The following is a 12,914-nucleotide window of genomic DNA, read 5'->3' as shown; positions in this document are numbered from 1 at the left end:
CGTCAGCCATTTGCGGAGCAATGAGGCACCCTCGCCCAGTTCGCGAGCAGTGTGGGAGAGGTTGCCGCCCGTTCGGGCGAGCCCAGCGGCGTCTCGCTTGAACTCGCTGGCCGAGCCCCCACGCAAAGCGCGAAGTACGGCTTCCTGTGGCCGAACGACCTGGTGTCCGGACCGTACACAGTCGCCTTCAAACGCAAATCCACCGGGCCTGCGAAGGTTGACCGGGACAGAGCGTTGTTGCCTGAACAAGGGCTCTTTTTCGATATTTCGTTCAACGAAATGCGGAGACGACTCAGACACTGGAGTGGTGAATCCACACCTTCAGGTCATCCCCGCCCGCCCCGTCGCCGACTTTGACGTCACCGATTTGCTCATTCGCGTCTCCCCTCCTGCGGGCAAGGAAGGCGCACCGCTCGACCTGGTCCTCTCTATCGACACCAGTGGAAGCATGTATGGCCTGCCGCTGGCCCTCGCACGTGAGGCCGCCGCCCAGACTCTCCCCCGGCTGAGGCCAGAAGACCGGGTGGCCCTGGTGAGCTTTGCCAGCGGCCCCGTGCTGCACACTCCCCTGCAGCCGGTAGGGGATGGACGCACCCTCCTGACCTGCCTGGAAGCGCTGCGTGCCTCGGGCAGCACGGCGCTGCACGCAGGCTGGCAGCTGGGCGCCGGGCTGCTGCTCGGCGCACGTCATCCTCGCCGACTTGCCAGCGTCCTGTTGCTCACCGACGGCAAACCCAACCTCGGGGAAACCCGCGCCCCGGCGCTCGCCGACGACCTGAGGGACGCCCTCACGAAGGGCGTCAGCACGAGCGTGGTCGGCGCGGGCCTGCGTTACAACGAAGGTCTGCTTGAACGACTTGCCGACGCCGGGGACGGCCACTTTCATCATGCCGAACACCCCCGGGAGCTCCCGGCCCTGTTCCAGACCGAGCTGCACCACCTGCAGGCCACCGTGGGGCGCAGCGCCACCCTGCGCGTCGAGGGCGTCGAAGTGCTTGATGTGCTCAACGATCTGCCACAGAGCGGCTACGACCTGAGCCTGCCCCCGCTGCGCGCCGCCCAGGAACTGAAGCTGGTGCTGCGCGTGCGCGTCCGTGGCGGTCAGGGAATGAACATCAAGCTGCGCTGGACTGACCTCAACGGAAAGCCGCAGGTTCAGGAGCTCGATTGCGTGCTTCCTTCACTCGACGGCGAGCCGCCTGCCGAGCACCCCGAGGTTGTTCAGGAACGCGCCACCCTGCTCGCTGCCCGGGCCCAGCGTGAACTGGCCCAGCAGCTGGACACCGGGGATGTCGGCCGGGCCCTCGATACGCTGACCCTCAGCCGCCGCCGCCTGCTGCGCGCCCAGACACACGGCGCCCTGATCGACCGGGAGCTCCTGGAGCTCGAGGCGCTGGAGTTCCGCATGGCGCGCGGGGAACACCGAGCGGCCAGCAAGCAGGCCAGGAGCCAGGCCTACAGCAAGTCCACCGGACGGAGGTGAAGATGTTCTCAGGTCACAGCTGGATCTATCTGCCGCAAGATCCACCGCGCGTCGCCCGTCGGGTGGACTTCGAGCTGGCCGTGGTGGCCGCGTCCCTCATCTCGCTTCAAGACCGCTGGGTCCGGTCCCAGCGCTGGTGGGCGGTTCCCGAAAGCGGCGCGCTGTACCTGGGACATGCCCGGCACCACCTGCGCGCCGCCTACCTGCTCGACCGCCGGAGCTTCGTGGTCGATTGGGCGCGCAAGGACGGCTCCACGCAGCGCCTGGGGTATCCAGCCACGCTGGAAGACCTGGTCCAGCTGCTGCGGGTGGCCTTGTTCGACACCCCAGCGTTTCAAAGGCTGCCCTGGGTCCCAGGTCCCGCTCCCGAACACGACGAGGAACTTCCGGATACCTGGCAGCGGGCATACCGGCAAGTGCTGGGATTGCCCGCACCTCCCCACAAGGCCATCGGTTCACTGACGATTGAGCAAAAGCGGAACGATGTGCTGACCGCCGTCAACCTTCGGTCCACTGTCGTTCGGCAGGAGTACCTGCGCACCCGGCTCGATGTCCGGGTGGCGGCGCTGAACACCTGCCCGTGGAGCGAGCCCGAGGGTTATTGAGCGGCGGCTCCACGCTGTCACCCCGGGCCCAGGGGTATCACCAGCCCCGTCGGGGCAGCGCCTCAGTCTTCTTTCTCCAGCGCGGGGCTCTGGACCACGAACAGGTGCCAGCCTTCCCGGCCGCTTCGTGCCACCGCGAGGTGCGAGGCTTTCAGCGTCAATGGCTGCTGGGGGCCGAAATTCTCCTGCAGGCTGAGGAACAGCTGCGCCTGCGCGCGGTGCAGCAACGAGGGCGAGATTCCCAGCGGCAACACCAGAACAAGGTGGCCGCCCGCCCTGAGGGCATGCAGGGTGTGTTCCAGAATCGCTCCGAGCCACGCGCCGTAGCCTCCCTCGTCCGCCGAAAAGCCGGCCGCCTGGAGGTCCAGGGAAGCCGGCAGCGGGGGATGGAGAAACATCAGATCCACCAGGGGATGTGGGCTGCCCTCCAGCACCTCAGCGAGGTCCCGTTCGAGCAGATCAACCCGCGCAATATAGGGGTGGGCCGGTGCAATGTCGCTGGCCCAGGTGGTGTGTCCCAGGCGCGTGGCCGTCACCGCCACCGTACCGCTGCCGGCCATCGGGTCTGCCACGACGCCGCCCTTCGCGGTGAGGTAGCGCGCGATCACGCTGCGCGCCACGGCGGGATGCAGGCCTTCAGCGGCGTCGACCTCGTTGGTGTCGTACAGCCACACGATCTCCCGGGCCGTGTACACGCGGGCTGCGTGCCCGCTCTGGGGGTGAGGGGCCAACCAGCCCACGGCCTTGATTTGAGGCGGAGGCGCTTTCTTTCGCAGGTGCTCGGCCAGTTGCTGACGTTGTTCCACCAGCTTGCCGCTCAGCGTCAGATCATCCAGCTGATGGGCCTGTTCTTCCGCCCGCAGCTGTTCGAGCAGCTGGAAGTTCGCGCCGTTCGCCAGCAGCGTGCGCCGGACCACTCCCCAGCGTGAAATGTACCGGAGGTGATGTCGGAAGTGCTTCTCGCTGATGCCGGTTCCAGCCATCACGTCCTGGAACTGCACCGCGCCCGCGCGCAGATCGCTCATGAAGCGCGCCATGAACACTTCATCCTGCTCGGCGGTCTCGGGCTGTGCCTCATGCACCACGCCGCAGTGACCCGTCACCCCCCGCATCAACTGCAGGTAGGTCTTCCAGGTCTGCCCAGAGCGCGCCATACGTTATTTTATCACCCTTGGAGTTTTCGTCCAACGAAACAACTTGAGAACCGGTGGTCGATGTCCCAGCCCCGGCGTTGCAACGTGACCTCCACCTCGCTCAGCCGATCACGCACGTGGTCGGCGCGGCGCTGCAGATCGGTCAGCGCCACGGTGGGCCGGGTCCGGAGGGGTACCCCCGCTGGCCTCCGCAAACGCCGGCCGTCGGACCACAGACAATCCAGCTCCCAGGCATCCCGGCGGGGCGTCCCGGACACGCGTCGGGCACCCAGCAGACGCCGGGCGTTGAACGGCACCGGCGCGGCGGGCGACGTGGCCCGCACCCTGCCCAGCAGCTCTTGCAGGATCTTCAGGTGCTCGCGCAGCACGCGCCGCTCGGTGATCAGGTCCACCACCTCGGGATGCTGAGCGAGGGTCCGCGCCCGCAGCTGACGCAGATCCTGCCGCCGCCTGAGCAAGCGCTCCAGCTCCGCGACCACCGGCTCCCGGGAAACGGCGGCGCCGTGTTTCTCGGTCAATATCCGGTCCCGGACGCGGCGGTACTCGGCGTCCAGACGACGCTCCACCGCTTTGATGGCGTAATTCACTTCAGCGAGTTTCACCCCTGTCCCTCCCTCGGCGCGCTGTCTGCAGGCTGGTCATGAATGTGCCCGGTGAGCCGTGAGCCGTGCGTGTGCACCGTGCCCCGCTCGTCGGAACTGTTTGCCCCTGAGAGGGCAGAGGCGACCCTGCCTGCACGCCCAGCGTGCCTACCCGTGCCCTCGCTTACTGCGCGTCCCCGCTGCCCAGCGTCACCCGCCAGTTCGTGGCCTGAATCTGCACGTCCAGCTCCCGGCGCGCCCGGGCACAGCCGTCGACCGTGCGCCGCAACTCGGCCACCTCCACCTGCGGCACGTAGCGCAGCTCGCTGTGCGCGAAGCGCTCGTTCACGCGCCCCGCCTGCTCCGCCAGACCACGCAAGATGGCCATGCGCTCATCGAGAATGTCGCGCGCCACGATGGCCTCCGTCAGGCTGCGGCCATCGGGAAGCCGCGCGATCAGGTTGGTGCGGTGGATCGACGCGATCAGCGCCTGGTACTCCTCCATCGTGCGGCCCAGCGCCTCCAGCAACTCGGCAGGACTCTCGAACGGCTGATCACCTTCCTGGACCACCACCACGCCCTGCAGGCGGCTTTGCAGGTCCGCGATGCGGGTCTTGAACTCCTTGCGCCGGATCAGCGCCTCGGCCAGGGTCATGTCCACCTCCTTTGCCGGCCTTCGCCGACCAGAACAGTATCCAGCTGGAAGCATTCTTTCGTTCAAAGAAAGAGCATCGACCGACCGCTCCTGCCATCAGGGCTGTCTGCTTCTCCGGCGCAAGGCCAGTCTGGGGAGCCGACGTCCGTGCAGTTGAGCTGCCGGCCGCACGAGAGGGGGCAGCCCTTCTCAAAACGTCCCTGGTCCTTCACGAAGTTCACCCTTCTGACCGAACACCTCGGGCCCCTGTGGACCCCGGCCCGCTGAACGTCCCGCCTCCGAGAGGGTTGTCGGCCGCCGCATCTGGGCCAGGGCCGCCGGTTCAAGCCCGACATACCCCGCCGCCTGCGGCTCACCCGGATGTCCCTGCGTCATGTCTGCCGACGCACCTCCTGTTCGAGACAACCGCTGCCCAGGTCTGTCGAAGCATCCATGCACCGCTGCCGTGAGCCTCCGCACGCTCGACCCACGGACGGCAAAGTCCGACGCCGCCGCCTTGGAGCTCGCGGCCCTGATCATCGACGGCACCGGGCAACTCCGGTGACGATGACGTCGGACGGCCTGACCGCGCGCTTCAGGGCACCCGCCCATGACACGAGGACGCTGAGGCCGCCGAGGCTGCTCCGGCCGCCGGCCCCGTGGGACACGCCTCGGGGGCGGTTGGAGAGACGCTGGTTGCCACAAGCCCTGACCAACGCACCAGGGAATCCCGCCCTGGATGCAGTCCCGGAGGGGGGGCTCGCTCAGCCCGGACCACCGCGGGCTGAACCGCCAGAGCTCCAGGGCGGGGAACCCCGTGAAGCGCGTGGGGTGCGAGGTGGAAGTGCCCCGGGTGTGGCGCGGGCCAGGTCAACCTGCGCACGGGGAAGCGCGCCACAGTTCGCCTGATGCGCCGGAGCGCACGTTGGGGGAGGCCAGGCCTCCCCCATCTCCTTCTTTCATCCCCTGCAGCGGGCGGACACGGCGCTCAGCCAGCCGTCAGTGTTCTGAGCAGATTGGCCTTGAGCAACTCAAATTCGGTCTCGGTGATGATCTGTTTGCTGCGCAAATCGCCCAGACGGTGCAGTTCACCGATGATCCCGCCCTGTTCGTCCGCGGGCTGCGCCGCAGGAAGGGCCGGGGCCGGAGCCGCCGTCATGTGCGCCTGAATCAGCCCGTGCTCACGGATGAACTCCACCTTGAAGTCGTAGAACCGCTGGGCCGCCGCCATCACGTCCGAGAGAAAATAGGCGTTGACTCCGGCCCCGACCACACCGCCCAGCACTGGGATCCAGCCGGCCGCAAACTTCGCGCCCGCCTTGGCGCCGATCTTGGCACCGACTTTGGCTCCGACCTTTCCGGCAAGCTTCTTGCCGCTGATCACCCCGAGCTGGTGGCCGATGCCTTTGGACACCGCTTTGAGTCCCACCTTGGCTCCGCCCACCACCAGCAGGTCCGCGCCGATCTTGCTGCTCACGATCCGGGCCACGTCCTCATCACCCGCCCACAGCGCAAGGATGAGCGCGAAGTCCTCACGTTCAAGCACATCCACTTTCAGGGCCTGATGGCCCTTGATGGCCCCGATGCCGTAGCAGCACACGGCCATGCGGTTCATCAGAAACGCGAGATCGGCAGTGGCCCCCAGCAGATGCAGGCCGGGCAGGGCGCCGGAGGCGGCGCCGCTGGCGAGAACAGACAGCGACTGGGGCCCGGTGAATTCATTCAGTGTCTTCGTCTTGTGTGCGTCGTAGATGCCCTGAAGGTCTGGAGTGAGGTTCTCGAAGGTATTGACAACCATCTGGCCGAAATTGCTCATGGATGGACCTCCTGGATACGGTCCGTTCAAGCTACACACCTCCGGCCCCCGCAGGGCGCAGATGTGCGCCGCTGTTCGCCGCACCCCTGGTCTCGGCCTGCTCAATACGGCCACTCGCCCTCGCCGTGGTGGGGCACAGGTCGAGTTCACTTCTGGATGAACCGCTTCATGGGCATCTGGAGTGTAAAACTCCGGTCCCCGAACAGAAAGCCTGGCGGCCTTCCTCAACCCCCGCAATTTCCGATCAGTCCCGACCTGCATCGGGGATCTGGAGTCCATGTTCTTCGACAGGCCCCGCGCGGGCCGCCCCGCCGTCAGGTCTCCTCTGCCTGCGCAGCCGGCCCGGCCTCGTCGAGCGCCACGCCGTACTTGATCAGGAGTTCGGCAACCTCCAGCCCCGAGATCAGTGAAATCGGCTGGCGGTCGGTGGCCCGCGCTTCCACCCGCGCTCCCTCGCTGTACCCACCGGTCGTGAAGAACCAACCCACCTCACCGTGCGACAGGCTGCCGCGCAACTTCTGGATCTCCGGCCGGGACACGTTTCCCACGTACCGTTTGACCTGCACGGCCACCCGCACCCGCAACAGCTCCTCGATCACGAGCACGCCCCGCACGTCCACGCCGGCGTCGTTGGTGGGCGGCGTCCGGGTGACGTCTTGAACCCCGAGGGCCACCAGCAGGCGCTCGACGACCCCTTCAAATGCCGTCGGGGAGAGCTTCAACAGGCGCTTGACCAGCGCGGCGCTGCCGGCCCTCGGGCGGGGGTTGACGGACGCCGTGACGTCCTGGCGTCCCCTGACCTGCCGCGCCGGAGCCGAACCGGGAGGCCTGGAATCCACCTGGGTGGCCGACCGCGCTGCCGCCCTGCTCCGGGCCGGCGCCTCCACCGTTTCACCCAGCCAGGTGAGGTGCACCGTCTTGCCGCGCAGGCTGAGCCTGTTCACCGTCTTGAACCGGGCAGGGAGCTGCCGGACGGCGCGCTGGGCATGGTCCTGCTCGACGGCCGCCCCCACCTCGGACGACGTGACGTCCACGCCGCGCGCGTGCAGGCGGCGCAGCACGTCCACCATAGGCTGGGGCCCCACCGAGACGCGCATCACGGAAACGAGCGCGTCGATCAGCCGTTCGCCCACAGGACCGGACCCGTCGTTTCCCGCGCGCCTCCTCCTGGGCGGCATCAGGGAAGTTCCAGTGGGAAGAGGGACCGCTCGCCTTCGCCGGTCGTTCGGGGCATGTTCCTCAGCCTCACGTGGGCGACCCCAGTGGACGTCGGCACAGTCTTCAAGACGGCCTGCGTCCGGTCGACCCCGTCATCCTCCGCCCAGCAGCTGCTCTTCCACGGTGGCCGGCAGCCGCTCGGGCAATTTCAGGACCGCCGTGAACGGGGCGCTGCCCCGGACCTGATCCACGTCGACCGGCCCCAGGTAGAAATACAGGCCCGCGCCACCCGGCTGGGCGAACAGGTGCAGCGTGTGGCCCAGCCGGCGGTGATCGGCCACCGCCTGTCCCGAACCGCGGTCCGGCACCATGCGGTTCTGACTTTCCCACGAAAAGAAGCGCCGGTCCTCCAGAAAACCGTTGCGGTACTGGTGGGCGGCGCGCGCGTCACGGGTGTCCAGTTGCGTGAGCAGCGCGATGTCGCTTCCCACCTGCACGGCGCCGGTGTTGTGCCGCGCCGGATCGTACTGAACGCCCAGGTGGTTGACGATCTCGCTGCGCCGGTAACCGTGGTACCGGGTCAGGGCGCCGGGCGTCCGCAGCACGCCACCGTGCCGTTCGGCGTGATCACCGGCCAGGAGATACTCCAGACGGCGTTCGACCTCCTCGGCGAGCCGCGGGTCGGTGCGCAACCGGGCCCTCAACGCGGGATCCAGCGTGCCGTCCCGCAGCAGCACGCCCCAGGCGGGCTTCTTCTCCAGGGTCTTCAAGGCCCGCGCCGGCTCGACGTCCTGCTCGACCCGCCACTGCGGAAAGCGCACGAAAAACGCGTTCACGCCGGACGCCGGATCATCGGGGAAAAACACCATGGCCCACGCCACGGCGTACGCCCCCACGCGCTGCAGCTGCAGGTTGGTCTCTGCCGCCCGCAGCAGCGCGCCCGCCAGGGGATCCCGCTCCACCCGGCGTTCCCAGTCGTCGGCGTCACCCATCGCGGCGCGGCACTCCACCCAGGACCCGAAGGTGCGGCGCAGCTCCTGGAACCCGGGCACGCCGGAACGGCCCCAGAAGTCCATCAGGTGGGGTGGACGGCCCAGTTCCTCACGCAGCAGACGGTAGGCGGCCGCGTGGGCCTTCTTCCCGCCTGCCGCCGGCAGCTCGCGCTGCACCTTGAGCAAGATTGCCTGGGTCTGGTCCTCGAGGACGACCGCGCAGTCCGTGGGCGGACTGAACTGCAGCGGTGAATCGAGGTGCCGGTGGCCGACGAGCCGCAGCGCGTCCCGGCTCAGGGCCTGCAGGGGAACCAGGGCGTTCTTGTGGTGGCCCACGAAGTCCAGCACGGTGAGCACCTCGGTGCCGGGATGGTGGCGCAGGCCACGCCCCAGCTGCTGCAGGAACAGGCCGGGCGACTGGGTGGGCCGCAGGAACAGCAGCGAGTTGATGGCCGGAAGGTCGATGCCCTCGTTCAGGACGTCGGCGACGAACAACCACTCCAGCGGGTGGCCCGGGTCGGCGAAGTCGTCGTAGAGCCGCTGACGCTCGGCCGGTGGAACCGTGCCCGTGATCGCCTCGGCCCGGAAGCCCCGGTTGCCCAGGGTCTCGGCCATATACCGGGCGTGACGCACGCCCGCACAGAACCCCACGGTGGCCCGGCGCCGCCCGTCATAGCCCTTTTCCAGGGCGTGACGCAGGATCAGATCGGTGCGGCTCTCGAGCAGCAGCGCGTTCTCGAGCGCCTCGGGGTCGAAGCGTCCGCTGCGCCAGGGAACCGGGGTGTAGTCGACGTTGTCGGCGATGCCGAAATAATGGAAGGGAATCAGCCAGCCGTGGTCGATCGCCTCGGGCAGGCGCACCTCGTAAGCCACGTTGTAGTCGCACAGGGCCAGAACGTCGTGGCCGTCGGCACGTTCAGGCGTGGCGGTCAGACCCAGCAGAAAATGAAAGTTCAGCCGGCCAAGCACCGTTCGGTAGCTGGCCGCGGCGGCGTGGTGAACCTCGTCGATGACGACCTGATCGTAGTGGCGGCTCAGCAGTTCGGGATGGCCCAGCAGACTCTGGACGGTGGCGAAGACGACGCGGGCGTGTCCAGGGCGTTGCCCGGACACCAGGAGCCCGGTGGTGGCGGCTGGGTGAAGCTGCCGGTACGCCGCGCACGCCTGCTGCAAGAGCTCCTCGCGGTGGGCGATGAACAGCACAGACAGCTGATCCGGCGCGCGGCCGAGTTCACAGGCCAGCGCGCCGGCGTCGAAGGCCGCCAGCAGGGTCTTGCCCACCCCCGTCGCGGCGATCACGGCCGCCCGGCGCGCGCCGTCACGCCGCAGGCGGGCCAGCTGGGCCAGCGCCTCACCCTGCGCGGTGTTGGGAAGAGGCGCCGTGAACCCGGTACCGATCGAAGTCGGGGGTGCCGCGGCCATCTGGGCGGCCAGGAACGTCCGCTCGTAGGCCCAGATGGCCTCGTCGCTGGCCAGAATCACGTCGGCGCGCTCCCACAGCTCCGTGAACAGCGCCTCAGCGTCTGCCACGGCTTCCGGGTCGTCGTGGCAGGTGTTCCATTCGATGCTCGAGAACAGCCCACTCTTGGTGAAATTCGACGACCCCACCCAGCAGGTGCGCCGGTCCCGGCCCCGGCCGAACATGTAGTACTTGGTGTGCAAGCCTTTCGGGCCGGTCTGCAGCTTGATCTGGGCACCGGAAAGGGACGCGAGCACGCGGACCGCTCCCGGCTGCGTGACGTTCAGGTAGGTCGAGACGATCACCCGCAACTGACCGCCGCGCGCGGTGAAGGCCTCCAGTTCCTTGACGACGAGCCCCAGGCCGCTGAAGCGCAAGAAAGCCACACAGATGTCCACCTCATCGGCCTCGCGGAGTGCCGCGCGCAGCACATCGCCCATGTAGGCGGTACCGACCGTGTTTAAGACGTGGCGAGGGAGAGACTGAACACGGGGCATCGCCTCTTAGTGTGCCTGGTGGAGGTCCGCCCGAGGTCCGCACTTCTGCCCGACGGCACCCAGGGTCCGGATCGCTGTCTTGTCGGGGCCGGGATCCGCGTGAACTCCGGGGTCACCGACCGGAGCAGTTTGGGCCACCGCGGTACTCGCCTTCCAGCCGGCAGCTGCACGGCTTCCAGGTTGCCGTGGCCCTCCCAGCACTCCAAGCACGCCGTGACCTCAGTGGCGTCTGGGGGCGGCCGCGCCATGGGCTGCCCTAGCCGACGTCGTCCAGCTGCCGTTTCGGCGGGCGGTACACGAATCTCAGCGTTCCGTCTGCGGCGATCACCCGTCGAATTTCATCCGCGAGCTCGGTCCGCGCCATGCCCGCACCGCTCAGGTGGACCCAGCCCCGAGTGCGGCTCACCCCGACGAACAGCTGGTTGCGCAGCTGGATGCTGTCTTCCTGGGCGGCCACGTGATCGAGCCCCACCACGTACACGACGTCGGCCTCGTTGCCCTTGGCCTGCATCACCGGGCTGACGGTGACGGAACCCTCGCGCCAGAACCCGTTGGGGTCCGTGTCCGGCCAGCGCTGCTTCGGAACGTCGGCGTCCCTGTTCCCGGGCAGGTAGACGCTGACGCCCGCATCCCGCAAGGCCTGAAATACCGCCTTCTGAAGCCCGTACGGCCGACCGTTCAGCCCCGGGACGACGATCAGCAGGTGCCGGCTGGGGTGCAGGCCGCCCTCGGACAGGTCCCTCTGAACCGCCGCCACCAGCGCCCGCAGTTCCGCCCCCCGGTCCGGGAAGTCCTCGAAGGTCACCAGCGGGTCCGGCGTGAACCCCGGCAGGGGGTTGGGCGAGTTCTCGGGGCTGCGCGTCAGCACCACCTCACTGCCGCTGCGGAACTGGCCCTCCACGTCGTAGCCGATGGCCTTCCAGTCGGCCCGGTTGGTCAGCCCCGCGAGCATGCCCTCCCCGCGCAGCAGGCCCATCCCCAGCGCGTGGGCGGCCAGCAGCACGGGTCCGGGCGTGCGGTAGCAGCGGTTCATGATCTCGGACTTGCGGATGCCGCCCTTGTACATCACGCCCGCCCCGAACACCTGCGCGCCCGCGTCCCCGAACAGCGCCCGCGTGCTGGGGATCACCAGCGAGTCCAGCGACTGCGCCTCGTCATAGGCCCAGATCAGCCGCCTGGACTCCGGTTCCCCCGTGTCCAGCAGGGCGCCGCGCGCCACGGGCCGCAGGCTCTGGTAGGCCATCCAGTAAAACGCCTGCTTTTCCTGGAAGCTCAGCGACACCTCATCGTGCACCAGGTCCTGCCCCTCGTCGATCAATACCGCGTCGAAAATCTGCAGCGACGTGCCCGTGGCCTTCGCGTCGTCCAGCAGCGCCTTGCAGGCGAAGAGAAGCTTGGCGGTGGGCGAGACGTCCGGCGTGTTCGCCACCGTCAGCGGCGGAACGTTCACCTGGGTCGCGAGGGTCCGGTAGAACCCCGGCTGGTCCTTGCTGCCCCAGGCGTGCAGGATGCGCAGGCGGTGCTGTGCTGTCTGCAGGGTTCGTTCGCCGTTCGTCGCCTGCCGCAGCCAGTGGTCCACTTGGAACTTGATCTGGTCGTACAGCGAGCGCGAGAAGAACACCAGGGCGATGTTCCACTCCGGGTGACGCAGGTGCATGTTGGCCGCCTTCTGGGCCAGCAGCACGGTCTTTCCGCTGCCCGCGATGCCCCGGATGCGCTGTGGTCCCGGCGGAATGGTCTTGGCGATCAGTTCCTGCTGGAGATCAAAGGCGTGCAGATGCCGGGCGCAGCGGGCGATCAGGTCGATCCTGCGCCGGGATTCCAGGGGGGCCTGCAGGTGCCGCACCTGCCGCCTGGGCACGTTGCCGCTCGTGCCCAGGGCGCTGCGCAGCGCCAGCCAGCCCTCGTCGTCCAGGGGTTCGCCGTAGCGCACGGGAGGCGTCTGTTCCAGCGCCCGGCGCAGCTTCGCCGGGGTGAGTTGATCCGCGAAGAGCATGGGAACGTCGCTGAGCAGCTGACCGAAGCGGGCGTCCCACCCGTCCCGCGTGATCAGCGGCGCCGCGACGACGGCCCGCGTGGCCAGCCCCGTGAGGCGCGACTTGCGCGCCGCCATCTCGCCCAGCACCTGCGCCTGTTTGTGCGCCTGCTGATACGGGTTGATCGCGCTCTTGCCGTAGTACGGGCGCGTCAGGTTCCATTGATAGCCGGTGACCGAGCCGATCATGTCCAGGGGCAGACTCTTGACCTCGATGACCACCAGGCCCAGTTCGGGATCGGCGACGAGGATGTCCGGTTCCCGCACGGTCTGCCGGGTGATCAGCGGGTAGCGCCAGAAGCCCAGGGCCTCCTCGCCGGCGTAGGCCGCCTTCACCGCCTCGAATACGCGGGCTTCCCCAGCCTCTCCCGGGCCGCCGAAGCCTTCTGTCGCGATGAACTCTGCCATACGGCGCGCAGGCTACTGTACCTCCACTGACGGCGCGCATACATTTCCCGGATGCCGGCCGTCCTGGCCGGGCGCAGATGAATCAACGGGTG

The 12,914-nt window shown here is 68.2% G+C and carries 10 protein-coding genes; 2 read left to right on the top strand and 8 right to left on the bottom strand.

What is annotated here, in order from left to right:
• A partial coding sequence (locus tag IEY21_RS17200) for a transposase (RefSeq protein ID WP_505686521.1) occupies positions 1–126 on the bottom strand: 126 nt, incomplete at its 3' end.
• Positions 127–307: 181 nt separating this feature from the next.
• Here IEY21_RS17200 and IEY21_RS14140 point away from each other — a divergent pair.
• On the top strand, positions 308–1,483 hold the full coding sequence (locus IEY21_RS14140; RefSeq protein ID WP_188904994.1) for a vWA domain-containing protein: 1,176 nt from the start codon (positions 308–310) through the stop codon (positions 1,481–1,483).
• A gap of 2 nt (positions 1,484–1,485) precedes the next feature.
• Complete coding sequence (locus IEY21_RS14135; RefSeq protein ID WP_188904993.1) at positions 1,486–2,088, top strand: hypothetical protein; 603 nt, start codon at positions 1,486–1,488, stop codon at positions 2,086–2,088.
• 62 nt (positions 2,089–2,150) lie between these two features.
• On the opposite strand, the gene IEY21_RS14130 is transcribed toward IEY21_RS14135, so the two are convergent.
• The 7 genes from IEY21_RS14130 to IEY21_RS14100 form a co-directional block, all read right to left on the bottom strand.
• Entirely contained in the window at positions 2,151–3,242 is a 1,092-nt protein-coding gene (locus IEY21_RS14130; RefSeq protein ID WP_188904992.1) for a DNA methyltransferase family protein, read from the bottom strand.
• 11 nt (positions 3,243–3,253) lie between these two features.
• Positions 3,254–3,844 (bottom strand): hypothetical protein, encoded by a 591-nt coding sequence (locus IEY21_RS14125; RefSeq protein WP_188904991.1) that lies wholly within the window; start codon positions 3,842–3,844, stop codon positions 3,254–3,256.
• Between the two features lie 163 nt (positions 3,845–4,007).
• On the bottom strand, positions 4,008–4,478 hold the full coding sequence (locus IEY21_RS14120; protein ID WP_188904990.1) for a DIP1984 family protein: 471 nt from the start codon (positions 4,476–4,478) through the stop codon (positions 4,008–4,010).
• 967 nt (positions 4,479–5,445) lie between these two features.
• Positions 5,446–6,273: a hypothetical protein gene (locus IEY21_RS14115; RefSeq protein WP_188904989.1), complete on the bottom strand. Its 828-nt coding sequence runs from the start codon at positions 6,271–6,273 to the stop codon at positions 5,446–5,448.
• 314 nt (positions 6,274–6,587) lie between these two features.
• Positions 6,588–7,406 carry a restriction endonuclease gene (locus tag IEY21_RS14110; protein ID WP_188904988.1) on the bottom strand — a complete coding sequence of 273 codons (819 nt, stop codon included), beginning with the start codon at positions 7,404–7,406 and terminating at the stop codon, positions 6,588–6,590.
• A gap of 177 nt (positions 7,407–7,583) precedes the next feature.
• Positions 7,584–10,379, bottom strand: coding sequence for a DUF3427 domain-containing protein (locus tag IEY21_RS14105; protein ID WP_188904987.1), 2,796 nt, complete (start codon positions 10,377–10,379; stop codon positions 7,584–7,586).
• Between the two features lie 256 nt (positions 10,380–10,635).
• The gene (locus tag IEY21_RS14100) at positions 10,636–12,822 is read right to left on the bottom strand and encodes an NERD domain-containing protein (protein ID WP_188904986.1); all 2,187 of its coding nucleotides are present in this window, start codon (positions 12,820–12,822) and stop codon (positions 10,636–10,638) included.
• Between the last annotated feature and the right edge of the window lie 92 nt (positions 12,823–12,914).

Origin of the sequence: Deinococcus aerophilus, from assembly GCF_014647075.1 — a bacterium.
GTDB classification, from domain to species: domain Bacteria; phylum Deinococcota; class Deinococci; order Deinococcales; family Deinococcaceae; genus Deinococcus; species Deinococcus aerophilus.
The sequence above is the reverse complement of the archived record's forward strand: the minus strand, read 5'-3'. Positions and strand labels throughout refer to the sequence as shown.